This is a genomic window from Rhodoferax sp. (assembly GCF_023701345.1).
Lineage (GTDB): Bacteria > Pseudomonadota > Gammaproteobacteria > Burkholderiales > Burkholderiaceae_C > Rhodoferax.
Genome location: NZ_JAMPXE010000066.1, coordinates 1 through 17,937 on the forward strand (window position 1 = coordinate 1; position 17,937 = coordinate 17,937).

19 protein-coding genes are annotated in these 17,937 nt (G+C 61.1%); 15 read left to right on the plus strand and 4 right to left on the minus strand.

What is annotated here, in order from left to right:
* From NDI87_RS10275 to NDI87_RS10290, 4 genes are all read left to right on the plus strand, one after another.
* Positions 1-1,384: dihydroxy-acid dehydratase (locus tag NDI87_RS10275; protein ID WP_296275118.1), on the plus strand; the 1,384-nt coding region annotated here is incomplete at its 5' end.
* Between the two features lie 10 nt (positions 1,385-1,394).
* Positions 1,395-2,348: a C-terminal binding protein gene (locus tag NDI87_RS10280; RefSeq protein ID WP_296275119.1), complete on the plus strand. Its 954-nt coding sequence runs from the start codon at positions 1,395-1,397 to the stop codon at positions 2,346-2,348.
* Positions 2,349-2,370: 22 nt separating this feature from the next.
* On the plus strand, positions 2,371-3,282 hold the full coding sequence (locus NDI87_RS10285) for a 2-dehydro-3-deoxygalactonokinase (RefSeq protein ID WP_296275120.1): 912 nt from the start codon (positions 2,371-2,373) through the stop codon (positions 3,280-3,282).
* Positions 3,279-3,905, plus strand: coding sequence for a 2-dehydro-3-deoxy-6-phosphogalactonate aldolase (locus tag NDI87_RS10290; RefSeq protein ID WP_296275121.1), 627 nt, complete (start codon positions 3,279-3,281; stop codon positions 3,903-3,905). Before NDI87_RS10285 ends, NDI87_RS10290 begins: the two co-directional genes overlap by 4 nt.
* Positions 3,906-3,989: 84 nt before the next feature.
* Here the strand turns inward: NDI87_RS10290 and NDI87_RS10295 are convergent, their stop codons facing one another.
* The 4 genes from NDI87_RS10295 to NDI87_RS10310 all read right to left on the minus strand — a co-directional run bounded on the left by NDI87_RS10295 (position 3,990) and on the right by NDI87_RS10310 (position 9,331).
* Complete coding sequence (locus tag NDI87_RS10295; protein ID WP_296275122.1) at positions 3,990-5,315, minus strand: anaerobic C4-dicarboxylate transporter; 1,326 nt, start codon at positions 5,313-5,315, stop codon at positions 3,990-3,992.
* Between the two features lie 51 nt (positions 5,316-5,366).
* Positions 5,367-6,770, minus strand: a complete 1,404-nt coding sequence (locus NDI87_RS10300) for an aspartate ammonia-lyase (RefSeq protein WP_296275123.1) — start codon at positions 6,768-6,770, stop codon at positions 5,367-5,369.
* 135 nt (positions 6,771-6,905) lie between these two features.
* A complete protein-coding gene (locus NDI87_RS10305) occupies positions 6,906-7,619 on the minus strand; it encodes a GntR family transcriptional regulator (protein ID WP_296275124.1) in 714 nt (237 codons plus the stop codon).
* Complete coding sequence (locus tag NDI87_RS10310) at positions 7,619-9,331, minus strand: sigma-54-dependent Fis family transcriptional regulator (RefSeq protein ID WP_296275125.1); 1,713 nt, start codon at positions 9,329-9,331, stop codon at positions 7,619-7,621. Before NDI87_RS10310 ends, NDI87_RS10305 begins: the two co-directional genes overlap by 1 nt.
* 340 nt (positions 9,332-9,671) lie before the next feature.
* Between NDI87_RS10310 and NDI87_RS10315 the strand changes: the two genes are divergently transcribed.
* The 11 genes from NDI87_RS10315 to NDI87_RS10365 form a co-directional block, all read left to right on the plus strand.
* Complete coding sequence (locus NDI87_RS10315) at positions 9,672-9,869, plus strand: phenol hydroxylase subunit (RefSeq protein ID WP_296275126.1); 198 nt, start codon at positions 9,672-9,674, stop codon at positions 9,867-9,869.
* Between the two features lie 38 nt (positions 9,870-9,907).
* Complete coding sequence (locus NDI87_RS10320; RefSeq protein ID WP_296275127.1) at positions 9,908-10,903, plus strand: aromatic/alkene monooxygenase hydroxylase subunit beta; 996 nt, start codon at positions 9,908-9,910, stop codon at positions 10,901-10,903.
* 51 nt (positions 10,904-10,954) lie between these two features.
* Positions 10,955-11,224, plus strand: a complete 270-nt coding sequence (locus NDI87_RS10325) for an MmoB/DmpM family protein (RefSeq protein ID WP_296275128.1) — start codon at positions 10,955-10,957, stop codon at positions 11,222-11,224.
* A gap of 27 nt (positions 11,225-11,251) precedes the next feature.
* Positions 11,252-12,811, plus strand: coding sequence for an aromatic/alkene/methane monooxygenase hydroxylase/oxygenase subunit alpha (locus NDI87_RS10330; RefSeq protein ID WP_296275129.1), 1,560 nt, complete (start codon positions 11,252-11,254; stop codon positions 12,809-12,811).
* Positions 12,808-13,164 carry a phenol hydroxylase subunit P4 gene (locus NDI87_RS10335; protein WP_296275130.1) on the plus strand — a complete coding sequence of 119 codons (357 nt, stop codon included), beginning with the start codon at positions 12,808-12,810 and terminating at the stop codon, positions 13,162-13,164. Before NDI87_RS10330 ends, NDI87_RS10335 begins: the two co-directional genes overlap by 4 nt.
* Before the next feature lie 17 nt (positions 13,165-13,181).
* On the plus strand, positions 13,182-14,246 hold the full coding sequence (locus tag NDI87_RS10340; RefSeq protein WP_296275131.1) for a phenol 2-monooxygenase domain-containing protein: 1,065 nt from the start codon (positions 13,182-13,184) through the stop codon (positions 14,244-14,246).
* Between the two features lie 9 nt (positions 14,247-14,255).
* Entirely contained in the window at positions 14,256-14,603 is a 348-nt protein-coding gene (locus NDI87_RS10345; RefSeq protein WP_296275132.1) for a 2Fe-2S iron-sulfur cluster binding domain-containing protein, read from the plus strand.
* Positions 14,604-14,627: 24 nt separating this feature from the next.
* Positions 14,628-15,572 carry a catechol 2,3-dioxygenase gene (locus tag NDI87_RS10350; protein WP_296275133.1) on the plus strand — a complete coding sequence of 315 codons (945 nt, stop codon included), beginning with the start codon at positions 14,628-14,630 and terminating at the stop codon, positions 15,570-15,572.
* 89 nt (positions 15,573-15,661) lie between these two features.
* Positions 15,662-16,543: a transporter gene (locus NDI87_RS10355; RefSeq protein WP_296275134.1), complete on the plus strand. Its 882-nt coding sequence runs from the start codon at positions 15,662-15,664 to the stop codon at positions 16,541-16,543.
* Positions 16,544-16,554: 11 nt separating this feature from the next.
* Positions 16,555-17,010 carry a heme-binding protein gene (locus NDI87_RS10360; protein WP_296275135.1) on the plus strand — a complete coding sequence of 152 codons (456 nt, stop codon included), beginning with the start codon at positions 16,555-16,557 and terminating at the stop codon, positions 17,008-17,010.
* Between the two features lie 97 nt (positions 17,011-17,107).
* On the plus strand, positions 17,108-17,937 hold an 830-nt coding region (locus NDI87_RS10365), incomplete at its 3' end, for an aldehyde dehydrogenase family protein (RefSeq protein WP_296275136.1).

Genomic DNA, 17,937 nt, shown 5'->3' on the forward strand with positions numbered 1-17,937 from the left:
GCTCGACGGCGTCGTGCTGCTGATGGGCTGCGACAAGACCACGCCATCGCTGCTGATGGGCGCCTCCAGCGTCAATCTGCCGACCATCGGCGTCTCCGGCGGCGCCATGCTCAATGGCAAATGGCGCGGCCAGGAACTCGGCTCCGGCACCGGTGTCTGGAGCATGAGCGAGCAGGTGCGCGCCGGCACGCTCAAACTGGAAGAATTCATGGAAGCCGAAAGCTGCATGCACCGCAGCCACGGCCACTGCATGACCATGGGCACGGCCTCCACCATGGCCAGCATGGTCGAGGCCCTGGGCATCGGCCTGCCGGGCAACGCCGCCTACCCGGCGGTGGACGGGCGGCGCAATGTGCTGGCGCGCAACGCGGGCCGGCGTATCGTCGAGATGGTGCACCAGGACCAGACCATCTCCAAGGTGCTGACGCGCGAGGCCTTCGAGAACGCGATTCGCACGCTGGCGGCCATTGGCGGCTCCACCAACGCGGTGATCCACCTGATCGCCATTGCCGGCCGCCTGGGCGTGCCCCTCAGCGTGGACGACTTCGACCGGCTGGCCAGCGAACTGCCCTGCCTGGTCAACCTGCAGCCTTCGGGCCAGCACCTGATGGAAGACTTTTGCTACGCTGGCGGCCTGCCGGTGGTGATGAAGGAAATCGGCCATCTGCTGCATCGTGACATCATTACCGTGAGCGGCAAGAGCGTGGCGGAAAATTTTGCCGACGCGCAGAACTACGACCCGCGTGTCATCAAGACCTTCGCCGAGCCCTTCAAGGACAAGGCCGGCATTGCCGTGCTGCGCGGCAATCTCGCGCCACGCGGTGCCGTCATCAAGCCCAGCGCGGCCACGCCCGAGCTGCTGGTGCACACCGGCCGTGCCGTGGTGTTCGAGGACAGCCATGATTTCCACGCGCGCATCGACGACGACCAGCTCGATGTGGATGAGAACTGCATCCTGGTGCTGAAGAATTGCGGTCCCAAGGGTTATCCAGGCATGGCCGAGATCGGCAACATGCCGTTGCCGCCAAAAGTGCTGAAGAAAGGCATCACCGACATGGTGCGCATCAGCGATGCGCGCATGAGCGGCACCGCCTACGGCACCGTGGTGCTGCATACCGCGCCCGAGGCGGCGGCCGGCGGCCCGCTGGCGGTGGTGCAAAACGGCGACATGATCGAGCTCAACGTGCCCGAGCGCCGCTTGCAGCTGCTGATCAGCGACGAGGAACTCGCGCGGCGGCTGGCCAGCTGGAAGGCGCCTGAGCCGCCGCTGTTGTCGGGCTACTGGAAGCTCTATGTGGACCATGTGCTGCAGGCCGATCAAGGCGCGGACTTCGACTTCCTGGTCGGCCAGCGCGGCGCCTTCGTGCCGAAAGACAACCACTGAAACGCGAAAAATGAAAATCCTGATTACCGACTATGACTTTCCCGATCTTGAACTGGAGCAGGCGCTGTATCGCGCCGCCGACATCGAGGTGGTGGTTGCGCAGTGCCGCACCGAAGAGGATGTGATTGCCGCGGCGGCCGGCTGCCAGGGTCTGCTGGTGCAATACGCGCCGATCAATGCCAAGGTATTCGCGGCCCGCCCCGAGATCCGGATTGTCAGCCGTTACGGCGCCGGGTTTGACACGGTCAACACCGCCGATGCGAAAGCGCATGGCGTGTGGGTCGGCAACTCGCCCGACTACGGCGTCGGCGAGGTGGCCACCCACGCGCTGGCGATGACGCTGTCGCTGCTGCGGCACATCGCGTTCTACGATCGGGACGTCAAGGCCGGGAAATGGCATTTCACGAGCGCCGGCAAGATGCAGCGTGTCGCCGACATGACCGTCGGCATTCTGGGCCTGGGTCGCATCGGCAAGCGCATGGCGCACATCAGCCGCAACAGTTTCAAGCGCGTGATCGCCTGTGATCCGTACATCATCGACGGCGATTTTCCGGCCTATGTTGAACGCGTCAGCAAGGAAGAACTGTTTGCGCAGGCCGACGCCATCTCCCTGCATGTGCCGCTCACCGATGAAACGCGCGGCATGGTCAACGCATCGGTGCTCGGCCTGATGAAGCCCGGCAGCGTCTTGGTCAACACCGCGCGCGGTGCGGTGGTCCAGATTGACGACTTGCTGGCCGTGCTCGATGCCGGCAGGCTCGACGGTGCCGCGCTGGATGTGCTGCCCATGGAGCCGCCGGCGACCGACTCGCGCATCGTGCAGCATCCCCGCGTCTTGCTGTCGCCGCATGCGGCGTTCTACTCGGTGATCGCCGAAAAGGAACTCCGGCGCAAGGCGGCGCAGAATCTGGTTGACTGGGCGCGCAACGGTCGTCCGTCGTATGTGGTCATCAGTGGCGAATAGTCAACAACAACCAAGGGACACCATGAAGGGCCGTGCCTTGCTCGCGGTGGACTGGGGCACCTCGTCGCTGCGCGGCGCCTGGCTCGACGCCCGCGGCCAGACGGTGGAAGAGCGGTCTTTTGCCCGGGGTATCCTGACGGTGGCGCCGGGCGAATTCCCGTCGGTGTTCAATGCCTGCTTTGGCGACTGGATGCAAAGGCCCGATGCCTTTTGCCTGATGTCCGGTATGGTCGGCAGCAAGCAGGGTTGGCTGGAAGCGCCTTATTGCACTTGTCCGGCCGGGTTCACCGAAGTGGCCGCCAAGCTGGCATGGGTGGAGCCGGCCCGCGTCGCCATTGTGTCGGGGCTGTGCTGCGACAACGACGGTATTCCCGATGTCATGCGGGGCGAAGAGACCCAGATTTTTGGCGCCCTGCAACTGCTCGGGCTGCAAGAAGCACTGCTGGTGCTTCCCGGTACGCACAGCAAATGGGTGCGCGTGCAGGCGGGCCAGATCCAGTCATTCTCGACCTTCATGACGGGCGAGTTTTTTGCCCTGCTGCGACAGCACTCGATTTTGTCGCGCACACTGCCGGCCAGCGATGGCGACTTCGACCGTGAGGCGTTCGATCAGGGCGTGACACTGGCGCTGCGCAGCAGCAGCCTGCTGCATTCTGCCTTCAGCACGCGCACCCTGTCCTTGTTCGACCGGCTGCCGGCCGCCTCACTGCCCAGCTATTTATCCGGGCTGGTCATTGGCGAGGAGGTGCGTGCCCAGACCTTGCCGGTCCATGCCGAGGTGGTCATCATCGGCTCGGAGTCATTGACGCAGCGCTACCAGCGTGCGCTGGCCCTGCGCGATGTGAGCGCGTGCCGGGTGGGCTCGCAGGCGACTTGGGCCGGTCTGTGGGCGATCGCGCAAACGTTCCGTCCCAACGGGTTGGAACAATCATGAATGCACATCAAAAACTTGACGCCGCGCTGAACCAGCTGCCCCTGGTCGCCATCCTGCGCGGCCTGCAAACGCATGAAGCGCTGGCGGTGGGCGAAGCACTGACCAGCACGGGCTGGGCTCTGATCGAGGTTCCTCTTAATTCACCAGATCCCCTTGCAAGCATCGCCACTTTGGCCGGCAACTTGCCGCAGGCGCTGATCGGCGCCGGCACGGTGCTCACGCCTGACGATGTGCGCAATGTTCATGCCGCCGGTGGTCAATTGATCGTGTCGCCCAATTTCAACCCGGCCGTCGTGCAAGAAGCCGTGCGCCTGGGACTGGTGTGTCTGCCCGGCGTGATGACTGCCACCGAGGCCTTTGCCGCACTGGAGGCGGGCGCCACGGGGCTCAAGCTTTTTCCGTCAGAGATGATCAGCCCCGCCGTGGTTCGGGCGCTGCGTGCGGTCTTGCCAGCAGACGCACGATTGCTGCCGGTGGGTGGAATCACGCCGGAAAACATGGGCCAGTACCTTGCTGCCGGCGCCACTGGCTTTGGCATTGGATCAGCCCTCTACAAGTCCGGTATGAACGCAACCCAGGTGCATGGCAATGCCATGAATTTTATTTCCGCCTTTCGCGCCTGATGCAACGAAAAATAAAATTCAGAGGGGCTGTTTTACCGGGTTTATTTATACGCGCAACTTTGCAGACCCCTCTTGGCGGTCCGATCAAATAATCATGTTGGCGATAGCCAGCCCGGCGGCAACGGACACGGTCGTGGCCACCAGACCTGGAATCATGAACGAGTGGTTCAGCACGTAGCGTCCGATCTTTGTCGTGCCTGACAGGTCAAAGTTGATGGCGGCGATCAGCGAGCCGTAGGTCGGAATGAAGAAGTAACCATTGACTGCCGGGAACATGCCGATCAGAAACTGCGGTGGGATGCCCAACACCACACCCAGCGGCATGAGCGCGCGGGTGGTGGCCGCCTGGCTGTAAAGCAACACGGACGCCAGGAACAAACCGAAGGCAAAGGTCCAGGGTGCCACTTTCGCCCATTCACCAATGGCGGGAATGATCAGGTCTTTGTTGGCCGAGATGAAACTGTCGCCCAGCCAGGCCAGACCGAAAATACCAATGACAGCCACCACACCGGCACGCAAGGTGGCTGTTTTTGGGACTTCGTCGACCGGCACCTTGGTGACCAGCAGCATGATCGCAGCGATGGACATCATGATGATTTCAATGACGATGGGCATCGACAGCGGGCTCTTGGCACCTGGAAGTTGCCTCAGTTGCGGAAAAAATCCGAACAATACGACCAGGGCCACACCGCTCAGAAAAACGTAGGCTGCAAGCTTGGCTGCAGGCTTGAGGGCAGGGCGCTCGGAGGGCGGTTGTGGTGCTGGAATCTCACCCGCCGCAAGACGTGCCTGGTAGACCTTGTCGTCTTTCAGGTCCTTGCCGATGAACATGGAAACGATGGCGGCGGCGATGACACCAATCAGAGTGGCGGGCACGCAGATCAGCAAAATCTCCCGCAGTCCCCACTCGGTCATGCCTTTTTCGGCAAACAGCCCGATCATGGCGGCGGTAGCGGCTGCCACGGGGCTGGCCGTGATCGCCTGCTGCGAGGCAATGGTGGCCACGGCCATGGGCCGTTCCGGGCGAATGCCGCTGCGGTGCGCCGTTTCATAAATCACCGGCAGCAGCGGGTACACGATGTGTCCGGTTCCGGCGAGGAAGGTGAACGTCCAGGTGGTCAGCGGCGCCACGATCGTCACGTATTTTGGATTGGCGCGAATAATGCGCTCGGCAATGCCGACCAAAAAGTCGATGCCACCCGCCGCCTCCATGACCGATGCGGCCATGATCACCGCCAGGATGATCAGCATGACATCAATCGGCGGTGATGTCGGGGCAATGCCAAAGGCGCCGATCAGCACCGTCAAACCTACGGCACCCCACAGACCCAGGCCGATGCCGGAAGAGCGCGCGCCCATCCAGATGGCGGCGAGCACAACAATGAATTGCAGAGCAATCGATACAGTCATTTTCTTTTCCTCGGTTTATTTATGGCGGGAGCGAACCCGCCTGGGCCATGGTCATTGCGCGAACTTCGGGCTGATCAAGTTTTCAAACGAGAACACCTCGTCCCAGTGCTGCTGGGTCATCAGCTGGCGCTCGTTGACGACGATGTCGTGCAGTGACTTGCCGGTCTCGTAGCCTTCGCGGGCGATCTCTGCGCACTGCTTGTAGCCAAGCGACGGCTTGAGCACGGTGATGATGCCCAGCGAGTTCAGCACCATGTCCCGCGTGTGTTCCGCGTTGGCAGTGATGCCCTGGATGCAATTGACGTTCAGGCTGTTGACGGCGTTTTCCATCGTGGCAATGGACGTGAACAGCGCGTAGGTAATGACCGGTTCCATCACGTTCAGCTGCAATTGCCCGGCGGAGGCGGCCAGCGTGACGGTCAGGTCCAGGCCGATGACCAGGAAGCTGGTCTGGTTGACCACTTCCGGGATCACCGGATTGACCTTGCCCGGCATGATGGAGCTGCCCGGCTGCATCTGGGGCAGGTGAATCTCGTTGAAGCCACAGCGCGGCCCCGAGGCCAGCAGGCGGATGTCATTGCAGATTTTGGTGAGTTTGGAGGAAGTGCGTTTGAGCACGCCGGACAGCAGCACGTAGGCACCCGTGTCGGAGGTCGCCTCGATCAGGTCGCCGGCAAGTATGAATTCGGCACCGGTCAGCTCGGAGAGATACCGGGTTGCCAGCTCCGGGTAGCCGGGCGCCGCGGTGACCATGGTGCCGATCGCCGTGGCACCCAGATTGATCTCATGCAGGAACTGGCGAACTTCGGCGATGCGCTGCACTTCCTCGCCCATGGTGGTGCCCCAGCCGTGGAATTCCTGCCCCAGCGACATCGGGACGGCATCTTGCAGGTGCGTGCGGCCCATCTTCAACACCTTCTCGAATTCCTTGCCCTTGGCGAAGAAAGCACTCTGCAGCCGCCGCAGCGCGTCCATATAACTCTCTAGCCGCAAAATCAGCGCCAGCCGGAAGGCAGTGGGGTAGACATCGTTGGTGGATTGCCCGAAATTCACATGGTCGTTGGGATTGACGATGTGGTAGTCGCCCTTTTTGTGTCCCAACTGCTCCAGGGCCAGGTTGGCAATGACCTCGTTGGCGTTCATGTTGGTGGACGTGCCAGCACCGCCCTGGATGAAGTCGGTGACAAACTGATCGGCCATCTCACCGGCAATCAGGCGGTCACACGCGGCGGCAATGGCATTGGCAATAGGGGCGTCAAGTACACCCAGATCCCGGTTGGCCAAGGCGGCTGCCTTCTTAACGTAACCAAACGCCTTGACGAAATAGGGTTCCGTTGACATCGGGATGCCCGTGATATGAAAGTTTTCTTTGCCCCGCAAAGTCTGCACACCGTAATACGCAGTGTCTGGCAACTGCTTTTCACCAAGAAAGTCTTTTTCGATCCGGTAGCTCATCTGATTCTCCATAATGGGTTGAAGTGATCTGGAATGAGCAAAATTCTAGGTAGATACCCTAGGTAAAAGCCGCCATGCGAGGGTGATCCATGACCTTATGCATAAAACGCATGCCCGCCCTGATGCGCCCGGCGGCTACTTCAGATCCGTCTGGCTCGCTTTCAGTCGCATGATGTCATGCGTCAAGCGGATATGCGCTTCCAGCGCCAGTGCAGCGCGTGCATCTTGCCGGTCCATGGCGGCGCGGTAAATGGCCTCGTGTTCCTGGTGCACATTGCGGCCACTGGCATTGGCGGCAGTCAGGCGCCAGATGATGTTGCGGTAACGCTCGGCATGGCGGTACAGGATGGACAGGAGGTACTTGCTCCAGTCTGAATCAAAGCCCGCAATCAGTGCTTCATGAAAAGCTTTGTTGCGCCGCTCCCAGAGGTCGGAGCCGGACTCGGCGAGATCCATTTCGGTTTTGCTCAGCAGATCGTAGCTGTGCGACAGCGCAGTTTCCCACTGCGCATCACCATGGCGGATGGACTGACGCAAGGCCTCCGTCTCCAGCATGACCCGGGTATTGGTCAAGTCTTCCAGGTCGGTCAAGGAGATCGGCGCCACCCGGAAACCCCGCTGGCCTTCGGCGGTGACCAGTGCATCGGACACCAGCAGTGACAAGGCCTCGCGCAAGGTGCCAGCCCCCACCTCGTAGCGATCCTTCAGGTGTTCGACGCGCAGCCGCTCACCGGGGGCGAGCTTGCCGCACACCACGTCATGGCGCAGGCCCAGGTAGGCCCGCTCGGCCAGCGTGCGGGGCACCAGCGTTTCCGGGTCGGCGCCCAGGTCTTTTTGAATGGTTGACATCACAGTGCTCCCGGTTCGCTTTTGAGGTCTGCTGCAGGCGCAGGCACAGCGCTGCTTTGGCGCTGCTTTTGCCGGTACGCCAGTTGCGGGCGCGTCAGGCCCAGCAGGCGCGCCGCCTCGGACAGGTTGCCGCGCGCGCGGGCCACCGCATGGTCCAGCACACGTCCCTCGATCTCATCCAGAGAGCTGCCGCTGTCCAGAATGCGCGCGCTCAACTCGTCGTCTTGCACGCTGGGCAATCTGGCCAGATGGCCATGTGCGTTCAGGCTTGTCTGCACCGCATCGGGCTGGTTTGGAAAGAGGTGCTCCACTTCGACCATGCCAGCCTGGGCGGCCAGGATCACGCCACGCTCGACCAGATTTTCCAGCTCGCGCACGTTGCCGGGCCAGTCGTGTTGCTGCAGCGCCCGCAGGGCGCGCTCTTCGAAACCCAGCACGCGCTTGCTGTGCAGCGCGCAAAAGCGCACGAGCATGCCCTGGGCCAGGTGCTCGATGTCGGACTTGCGTTCGCGCAGCGGGGGAATACAAATCGGGTAGACGTTGAGGCGGTACATCAGGTCGCGCCGGAAACGCCCGGCCAGCACGGCCTGCTCCAGGTCGACATTGGTGGCTGCCACCAGCCGCACATTGACCTTGAGTGTTTTCTCGCCTCCCACCCGTTCGATCTCACCTTCCTGCAGCACACGCAGCAGCTTGGCCTGGGCCGCCAGCGGCAGTTCGCCGACCTCGTCGAGCAGCAGGGTGCCACCGTCAGCACGCTCAAAGCGTCCGGCGCGCGCCGCATGGGCGCCGGTGTAAGCACCTTTCTCCACGCCAAAAAGCTCGGCCTCCACCAGTTCTGAGGGCAGGGCGGCGCAGTTCACGGCGATGAAGGGTGCTGCGGCCCGGGTGGACAACTCGTGCAGGGCGCGCGCGAAGCGCTCCTTGCCCACGCCGGTCTCGCCGGTCAGCAAGACCGTGACCTGGGTTTGCGCCGCTTTTTGCATCAGCGTGTAGGCCTTGCGAAAAGCGGTTGAGGTGCCGATCAGCTTGCCGCCGTGGCTGATGGGCTCCAGCGTTGATTTGAGCGCCTCCACCTGCGACTGCAGGGCTTCCATCTTGTCCATCAGCGAGTCGTCGCTGAAATAGACGCGATGGGCTTCGCCATCGGGCCATTCCTCGATCGGGCGCCCGATGATCTGGCAATGGTCTGCACCACAGGCGGCGCAGAGGGTCTCCTTGAAAAGAATCAGCCGGCCCATGAAGGCACTGGTGTAGCCGCTGGCATAGCCCTGCAGCGTCCAGCAGGCCGGGTCGTCGACCTGGCCGAACTTCTGCCGGTGCGCATAAGCCTCCCAGGAGTTGTCCCAGCGAAATTCGCCATAAAACTGGCCTGCCTGGATGTCGAATTTGAGCTTGAACGGGGTCACGCGCGCGCCCCCTTCCAGCATGTGCAGTTGCGGGCCGACCATGAAGCTGTCTTGCAGGGACTCGCCAGGGCGCATCTTTTTGGCGTATTCGGCGTCAGACAGCCCCGAGGCGTAACCCATGCGCGTCAGGATGCGCCGCGCATGCTCGGGACCGACCGAGCTCATCAGGTCCTGGCGCAACGCGGCCAAGGCGTTGGTGTGCATCAGCACCATGCGCCGGTCGCCCAGCCAGATCGAACCGCTGTCTGATTCGAAGTGCAACAGGCGCCGCAAATCGATGTCCGGGGGGTATTTGAAGCTCATAAGAAGATCATTCCATGGTAGGTGACAAAACCATTATCTCGATATTTATGTGTCATCACCAAAACGCATCAGACTTTATAACCATTTTGTGAAATTTGATCATTTGGTAAATTTTAGCTGTTTGGCTTGGATTAAATGCGTAAATATCTAAGAATGGATCGTCTATTGGTCTAAGGGTAAGCCCTGGTTCGTGCCAAATTCGTCCAAATTTCATGAACCAAAAATGAGTGATTTGTAGTGGTTAACCCTTGAAATATCGAGATTTTTAGCATCTGAGGCATTGTTGGCAAGGTCCTTGCAAAGTCATGACGGCAATACCCGCCACCACATGACCACGACCATGACCTTTACTTCACCCACAGCCCCGGCTTGCGAGATCAAACGCAAGTTTGTCCGCGTCAAGGAAGCCCGTCCGGACGGACTGGTGTGTTTTGAGTTTGCTATCGGCTGGCCCGAGTTGTTTGTCGATTTGATGCTACCCCAGTCTGCCTTTGACGACTTTTGCGTCCAGCAGCGGGTGCAGCTTTTGATCGATTGAGTCCCTGCGCAATCTCTTTTTTAAAAAGGATAGTTCCTATGTCAGTAGATCTCCATACCCGTGAAATCAAGCCCCTGCGCAATACCTTTGCGCACACGGCGAAATACGTGGGCAACGACAAGCCGGCGTCGCGCTACCAGGAAGCCACGCTCGACACCCAGCCGACCGACAACTTCCACTATCGCCCCACCTGGGATCCTGAACACGAGATCTTTGATGCATCACGCTCAGGCGTCAAGCTGGCCGACTGGAACGCGCTGCGCGACCCGCGCCAGTATTACTACGCGACCTGGACCATGGCTCGGGCGCGTCAGCAGGACACGATCGAATCGAGCTATGAATTTGTTCAATCCCGCGGCTTGGTGGCCAAGATGTCCGACGCCGTGCGCAGCAAGGCCTGCCAGGTCCTGATGCCGCTGCGCCATGTGGCCTGGGGTGGCAACATGAACAACAGTTCCATCGGCGCCTACGGTTACGGCACGCCTTTCACGGCGCCCGCCATGTTCCACGCCATGGACCACTTGGGCGCGGCGCAGTTCATCACCCGCCTGGGCTTGGCGCTGGACGAGCCTGCCATTCTGGATGCCGGCAAAAACGACTGGCTCAACGCCGCCTGCTGGCAGCCGCTGCGCCACTATGTCGAAGACACGCTGGTGCTGCAGGACCCGTTTGAATTGTTCATCGCGCAAAACCTGGCACTTGACGGCCAGCTCTACCCGCTGATCTATGGCAACTTTGTTGATGACCACATTGCCTTGCAGGGTGGCACCGCGGTGTCGATGCTGGCCGCTTTCATGCCCGAGTGGCACAGCGAGAGCGCGCGCTGGATCGACGCCGTGGTCAAGGTGGCTGCCGCCGAATCCGATGACAACCGCCAACTGATCTCGGGCTGGGTCACCGCCTGGGCTGATCGCGCCCAGGCCGCCCTGACCCCCGTGGCCGAGTTGGCGCTGGGTAGCGTCGGCGTGGTCGCATTGCAGGAGGCGCGCGACGCGCTGGACCTGCGCTGCAAGAAAGCCGGACTCGTTGCTTGAGCAGCTTCATCCAGCGCCCCAACCATCCCATTCATAACAGGAGACACCCGCATGTCCAAAGTATTCATCGCGTTCCAGGACAACGAAGATTCGCGCCCCATCATCGAGGCCATCCTGGCCGACAACGCGCAGGCGCTGGCCACTTACCCCACGGGCCTGGTCAAGATCGACGCACCCGGCAGCCTGGTGGTGCGCCGCGCGACCATCGAGGAGCTGGTCGGACGCCCCTTCGATTTGCAGCAGCTTCACGTCAATCTGGTCACCATCTCGGGCCACATCGACGAAGACGACGACCAGCTCTCGCTGAAATGGAACAACTGAACCCGAACCCCACTACAAGGAGCACGCATGGATACCCCTGTTATCAAGAAAAAACTCGGTCTCAAAGAACGTTATGCCGCCATGACCCGTGGCCTGGCCTGGGACACCACCTACCAGCCCATGGACAAGGTTTTCCCGTATGACAAGTACGAAGGCATCAAGATCCACGACTGGGACAAGTGGGAAGACCCGTTCCGCCTGACGATGGACGCCTACTGGAAATACCAGGGCGAAAAAGAGAAGAAGCTCTATGCGGTGATCGAGGCTTTTGCGCAAAACAACGGCCAGCTTGGCGTCACCGATGCGCGCTACATCAACGCGCTCAAACTTTTTCTCACGGGCGTGACCCCGCTGGAGTACTACGCCTACCGTGGTTTTGCCCACGTGGGGCGTCAGTTCACCGGTGCCGGTGCGCGGGTGGCCTGCCAGATGCAGTCCATTGACGAACTGCGCCATTACCAGACTGAAACCCACGCGTTAAGCCACTACAACAAGTACTTCAACGGTTTGCATAGCGCCAAACACATGTTTGACCGCGTGTGGTACCTGTCGGTGCCGAAGTCGTTCTTTGAGGACGCTTACACCGGCGGCCCGTTCGAGTTCCTGACCGCAGTCAGTTTCTCGTTCGAGTACGTGCTGACCAACCTGTTGTTCGTGCCCTTCATGTCGGGTGCGGCGCACAACGGCGACATGTCGACCGTGACCTTTGGTTTCAGCGCGCAATCGGACGAATCACGGCACATGACGCTGGGCATCGAGTGCATCAAGTTCATGCTGGAGCAGGACCCCGACAACGTGCCGATCGTGCAGGGCTGGATTGACAAATGGTTCTGGCGCGGTTACCGCCTGCTGTCCATCGTGGCCATGATGCAGGATTACATGCTGCCCAAGCGTGTCATGAGCTGGCGCGAAAGCTGGGAAATGTACGTCGAGGAAAACGGCGAGTCGCTGTTCAAGGATCTGGCGCGTTACGGCATCCGCAAACCCAAGGGCTGGATTCAGGCTTGCGAAGGCAAGGACCACATCAGCCACCAGACCTTTGCCGTTTTTTACAACTACAACGCCGCCGCCCCCTTGCACACCTGGATTCCCAAGGAGGAAGAGATGGCCTGGTTGTCGGAGAAATACCCCGAGACTTTTGATGCGCTTTACAAGCCGCGTTGGGACTACTGGCGCGAGCAGGCCGACCAGGGCAACCGCTTCTACCAGAAGACCTTGCCCATGCTGTGCCAGACCTGCCAGATCCCGATGATCTTCACCGAGCCGGGTGACGCCACCAAGATCGCCTACCGCGAATCGGACCACAAGGGCGACAAGTACCACTTTTGCAGCGACCACTGCAAGGAAATCTTTGACAACGAGCCCGAAAAATACGTGCAAGCCTGGCTGCCACCCCAGCAGATCTACCAGGGTCACTGCTTCAAGGAAGGCGTCGACCCGACCGCCGAGGGCTTCGATCCGCTGCTGGCCGTGCTGGACTACTACAACATGACCGTCGGTCGCGACAACTTCGACTTTGAAGGCTCGGAAGACCAGAAAAACTTTGCCGCATGGTGCGGTGACTCTGTGGAAGGAAACAAAAAATGAGCGTCAACGCCCTGAAACCCTACGATTTTCCCGCCAAGGACGTGCGTGAAAATTTTCCGGCGCCGCTGCTGTTCATTGGCTGGGACGACCACCTGCTGTTTGGTGCGCCCATCGTGCTGCCGCTGCCATCCGAGACGCCTTTTGGCGCACTCGGCAGCGCGGTGTTGCCAGGCACCTATGGCTACCACCCCGACTTTGCCAGGATCGACTGGAACACCGTGCGGTGGACCAAGTCCGGCCAGCCCTGGCAGCCGGACCCGGCCAAGACATTGGCTGAAAACGGACTCAAGCACAAGGACCTGATCCGCTTCCGCACGCCCGGCCTGTCCGGCCTCAACGGCTCCTGCAATTAAGCGTCAGCGAACAGACCATGAGCTATCAACTGACCATTGATCCGCTGGGCGCGACCATCGAGGTGGCAGAGGGCCAGACCCTGCTGGATGCCGCCTTGCGCCAGGGTATCTACATTCCGCACGCCTGCGGGCACGGCCTGTGTGGTACCTGCAAGGTCCAGGTGTCCGACGGTGAAGTGGACCATGGCCATGCCAACCCCTTCGCGCTGATGGACTTCGAGCGTGACGCCGGCAAGACGCTGGCCTGCTGCGCCACCCTGCAAAGCGACGCCACCGTTGAGGCCGACATCGATGAAGAACCGGATGCCGAGATCATCCCGGTGCTTGACTTTGACTGCGTGGTGTCGCGCATGGAGGCACTCACCCCGACCATCAAGGCCATCTTTCTCAAGCTCGACCAGCCCTTGCACTTTCAGGCCGGCCAGTATGTGCAGGTGATGATTCCCGGTATTGAGGGCGGACGCGCGTTTTCCATTGCCAATTCCCCGGTACAGGTGCAAGCCACGGGCGAAGTTGAGCTCAACGTGCGCATCATCCAGGGTGGCGCGGGCACCACCTGGCTGCACGAGCAGTTGCAGGCGGGCGACCGCTTGCGCATCTCCGGCCCCTACGGGCGTTTTTTTGTGCGCAAGTCGGCCACTGAGCCGGTGGTGTTTTTTGCCGGCGGATCCGGCCTGTCAAGCCCGCGCTCGATGATCCTGGATTTGCTCGGTGCCGGCAGCACGCTGCCGATCACCCTGGTCTATGGCCAGCGCGTGCCGGAAGAACTCTATTACGACGCCGAGTTTCGTGCGCTGGCGGCGCAGCATGCCAACTTCACCTATGTGCCGGCACTGTCCGGTGCGCCCGAGGGGGCGGATTGGGCTGGCGCGCAAGGCTTTGTCCATGATGTGGCCAAAAGCCACTTTGCCGGCAACTTCTCCGGCAACAAGGCCTACCTGTGCGGGCCACCCGTGATGATCGAAGCCTGCATTTCCACTTTGATGCAAGGGCGTCTGTTTGAGCGCGACATCTACACCGAAAAGTTTCTCTCGGCGGCCGATACCAACCAGCAGCGCAGTCCGCTGTTCAAGCGGGTGTGAGGAGCAACCATGTTGATTGACACCCGCCCCAAGGTCACCGTACACGTTGCGCAAACCGGTGAGGACTTCCCTTGTGCCAGTGACGAGAGTCTGTTGCAAGGCATGTTGCGCCTGGGTCGCAAGGGCATCCCGGTGGGCTGCGTCAACGGGGGGTGCGGTGTCTGCAAGGTCCATATCGTCGAGGGCCAATGCCGGTCCCTCGGCCCGGTCAGTCGCGCCCACGTCAGCGCCGAGGAGGAGGCCGCTGGCTTCACCCTGGCTTGTCGTGTGGCACCTGTCACCGCCGTTCGGCTGGAGGTGGCTGGCAAGTTCGAGAAGCCGTTCCGTAAAGGTTTTGCCTGCACGGCAAACACCTGATTTTTTAACTACAAGGAGACATCAATGGGTATTATGAGAATCGGTCACGTCAGCCTGCGGGTGATGGACATGGCAGCCGCCCTCAAGCACTATGAAAACGTGCTGGGCATGAAAAAAATGATGGAGGACAAACACGGCAACGTGTACCTCAAGTGCTGGGATGAATGGGACAAGTACTCCCTGATCCTGACACCGTCCGATCAGGCCGGCCTCAACCATGTGGCCTACAAGGTCGAAAAAGACAGCGACCTTGACGACTTGCAAAAGAAAGTCGAGGCCTACGGTATTGCCACCACCGTCCTCGACGAAGGTGCACTGCCGTCCACCGGTCGCCTGCTGCAGTTCAATCTGCCCAGCGGTCACGAAATGCGTCTGTATGCCATGAAGGAGTATGTTGGCACCGAGGTCGGCACCGACAACCCGGACCCCTGGCCGGACAACATCAAGGGCGCGGGTGCCCATTGGCTGGACCACTGCCTGTTGATGTGCGAGATGAACCCCGAGGCGGGTGTCAACAAGGTGGCAGACAACACCAAATTCATGATCGACGCGCTCGACTTTTTCCTCACGGAACAGGTCCTGGTGGGCCCGGCCGGCGACATGCAGGCCGCCACCTGGCTGGCGCGCACCACCACGCCGCACGACATTGCCTTTGTCGCGGGTCCGCGCATGGGCTTGCACCACATCGCCTTCTTCCTGGACTCCTGGCACGACATCCTGAAGTCGGCCGACGTGATGGCCAAGACCAGGACCCGCATCGACGTGGCACCCACACGCCATGGCATCACCCGCGGGGAGACCATCTATTTCTTCGACCCAAGTGGCAACCGCAACGAAACCTTTGCCGGCCTGGGCTACCTGGCCCAGCGCGATCGTCCGGTCACCACCTGGGATGAATCCCACCTGGGCAGCGGCATTTTTTACCACACGGGCGAGATGGTGCCTTCATTCACCGAGGTGTACACCTGATCGACAGAATGAATCCATCCCGTTGCGCCTCATTAGCAGGTGTGGCGGGAAGTCTCGTTCAACCCTGAATTTTTAGAACATCACAAACCATGAAAAAAATTGTTTTAGCCGCCCTCACCGCCCTGGCCAGTATTGGCGCATCCGCCGGCGGTCATTACGTGCCCGGTGTCGAAGGCATCCAGGCCGCCAGTGTGCCGCCACCCGGCATGTATTACCTGGGCTACCTGGTCAACTACAGCATCGACGAATTGCGCGCTCCGGGCAGCAGCAACACTGTGCCACTGAGCAATACCGGCACCGTCAGCGCGCTGGCCAACCGCTTTGTCTACATCACCAGCACAAAAGTATTGGGTGCGGACTACGGCATGGAAGCCATCGTGCCGGTGATTCGCAAGTCGCTCAACTTCAACGCGCCGGGCATCTCGGAGTCCAGTTCCGGCGTCGGCGACATCTACCTGGGTCCGTTGGTGCTTGGCTGGCATGGTGGCAACTGGGACGCGGTCGCGGCGGCGGGTGTGTGGTTTGACAATGGCAACGACGACAGCCCGTCCAAGCCGGGTAACGGCTACAAATCCGCCATGTTGACCGGCGGCGGCACTTACTACTTTGATGCGGCCAAATCCTGGACCGGTTCTGCCCTGTTTCGCTATGAGGTGAATTCCACCCAAAGCAACGACTTCAAACCGGGCAACCAGCTCACGATGGAGTGGGGTTTTGGCAAGTCACTCGGTGCCGTGCAAGTGGGCGTGGTCGGCTACGACCAATGGCAAACCAGCAACGACTCGGGCCCGGGCGCGACTGGCGACCAGGCCGAGCGCCATGCCATTGGTCTGGAGGTGGTCTATCCGCTCATGAAGGAGGCGGGTGTCATGCTGAAAGCCGCTTATTACGACGAGTATTCAGCCAAGGGCGGCTCCAACCCCCAGGCCAAAGGCTCGACCTTGCGTTTTACCTTCATCAAGGCATTTTGAGTCACGCCGCCATGACACATCCTGAAGCTGGTTTGGCCACACACAGCGTGGCGCAGCGGGTGATTGATGCGACGGCGGCCAGCGATGCGGTGCGGGCCGCCGTGGCGCATGCCGCCGCGCTGGGCATTCGCATCAACGTCGCCGTGGTTGACTCTGGCGGCAACCTGGCGGCGTTTTTGCGCATGCCGGGTGCCTTTTTGCACTCGATCGACATTGCCATCGACAAGGCTTTTACGGCTGCCAGCTTCGGTTTGCCGACCAGCCAGTGGCATGCCGCGTTGCAGCAGCATTCCGAGGCCGTGCGCGAAGGCATTGTGCGCAGGCCGCGCTTTGTCGGCTTTGGCGGTGGCTTGCCGCTCAATGAGGCAGGTCAGCGCATTGGCGGCATCGGTGTGTCGGGTGGCTCCGAGGCGCAGGACGAGGCTTGCGCGCAAGCGGGGCTGGCCGTCATTGGTTTGAGCAGCTAACTTTCCTGGCCCCGGCGGCAACGCCCCGGGCCATGAAAGTTATTTCACGTTAACGGCGCAAGGCTTTGCCAATGCGCCACTTTTGGAAAATTGCACCATGAAACAGATTCTGAACTTCATCAACGGCGAATACGTCAGCAACGCCAGCGGCAAAACGTATGAGAAACGCAACCCGGTCGACAACAGCCTGATCGGCATGGTCCATGAAGCCGGCCAGCCTGAAGTCGACGCCGCCGTGGCTGCCGCCCGCGCCGCCCTGCACGGCCCCTGGGGCAAACTCTCGGTGGTCGACCGCTGCGCCATGCTCGACGGCGTGGTGGCCGAGATCAACCGTCGCTTCGACGACTTTCTGCAGGCTGAAATTCTTGATACCGGCAAGCCCGCGCACCTGGCCTCGCACATCGACATCCCGCGCGGTGCCGCCAACTTCAAGATATTCACCGACACCATCAAGAACGTCTCGACCGAATCCTTCGAGATGCGCACCCCCGACGGCAAAACCGCGCGCAGCTACGGCGTGCGCACCCCGCGTGGTGTCATCGCCATCATCTGCCCCTGGAACCTGCCGCTCTTGCTGATGACCTGGAAATGCGGCCCGGCCATGGCCTGCGGCAACACCGTGGTCGTCAAACCCTCGGAAGCCACCCCCAGCACCGCCACCTTGCTGGGTGAAGTCATGAACAAGGTCGGCGTGCCACCCGGCGTCTACAACGTCGTCAACGGCTTTGGCGTGAATTCGGCGGGCTCCTTCCTCACCGCGCACCAGGGCGTCAACGGCATCACCTTCACCGGTGAGACCAAAACCGGCACCGCCATCATGAAAGCTGGCGCCGACGGCATCCGCCCGGTGTCGCTGGAGCTCGGTGGCAAGAACGCTGCAGTGGTGTTTGCCGACTGCGACTTCGAGAACGCCGTCAACACCGTGAC

Coding starts and splice junctions, on each gene's coding strand:
- NDI87_RS10280 (WP_296275119.1), top strand. CDS start 1,395: ATGAAAATCCTGATTACCGACTATGACTTTCCCGATCTTGAACTGGAG.
- NDI87_RS10285 (WP_296275120.1), top strand. CDS start 2,371: ATGAAGGGCCGTGCCTTGCTCGCGGTGGACTGGGGCACCTCGTCGCTG.
- NDI87_RS10290 (WP_296275121.1), top strand. CDS start 3,279: ATGAATGCACATCAAAAACTTGACGCCGCGCTGAACCAGCTGCCCCTG.
- NDI87_RS10295 (WP_296275122.1), bottom strand. CDS start 5,315: ATGACTGTATCGATTGCTCTGCAATTCATTGTTGTGCTCGCCGCCATC.
- NDI87_RS10300 (WP_296275123.1), bottom strand. CDS start 6,770: ATGAGCTACCGGATCGAAAAAGACTTTCTTGGTGAAAAGCAGTTGCCA.
- NDI87_RS10305 (WP_296275124.1), bottom strand. CDS start 7,619: ATGTCAACCATTCAAAAAGACCTGGGCGCCGACCCGGAAACGCTGGTG.
- NDI87_RS10310 (WP_296275125.1), bottom strand. CDS start 9,331: ATGAGCTTCAAATACCCCCCGGACATCGATTTGCGGCGCCTGTTGCAC.
- NDI87_RS10315 (WP_296275126.1), top strand. CDS start 9,672: ATGACCTTTACTTCACCCACAGCCCCGGCTTGCGAGATCAAACGCAAG.
- NDI87_RS10320 (WP_296275127.1), top strand. CDS start 9,908: ATGTCAGTAGATCTCCATACCCGTGAAATCAAGCCCCTGCGCAATACC.
- NDI87_RS10325 (WP_296275128.1), top strand. CDS start 10,955: ATGTCCAAAGTATTCATCGCGTTCCAGGACAACGAAGATTCGCGCCCC.
- NDI87_RS10330 (WP_296275129.1), top strand. CDS start 11,252: ATGGATACCCCTGTTATCAAGAAAAAACTCGGTCTCAAAGAACGTTAT.
- NDI87_RS10335 (WP_296275130.1), top strand. CDS start 12,808: ATGAGCGTCAACGCCCTGAAACCCTACGATTTTCCCGCCAAGGACGTG.
- NDI87_RS10340 (WP_296275131.1), top strand. CDS start 13,182: ATGAGCTATCAACTGACCATTGATCCGCTGGGCGCGACCATCGAGGTG.
- NDI87_RS10345 (WP_296275132.1), top strand. CDS start 14,256: ATGTTGATTGACACCCGCCCCAAGGTCACCGTACACGTTGCGCAAACC.
- NDI87_RS10350 (WP_296275133.1), top strand. CDS start 14,628: ATGGGTATTATGAGAATCGGTCACGTCAGCCTGCGGGTGATGGACATG.
- NDI87_RS10355 (WP_296275134.1), top strand. CDS start 15,662: ATGAAAAAAATTGTTTTAGCCGCCCTCACCGCCCTGGCCAGTATTGGC.
- NDI87_RS10360 (WP_296275135.1), top strand. CDS start 16,555: ATGACACATCCTGAAGCTGGTTTGGCCACACACAGCGTGGCGCAGCGG.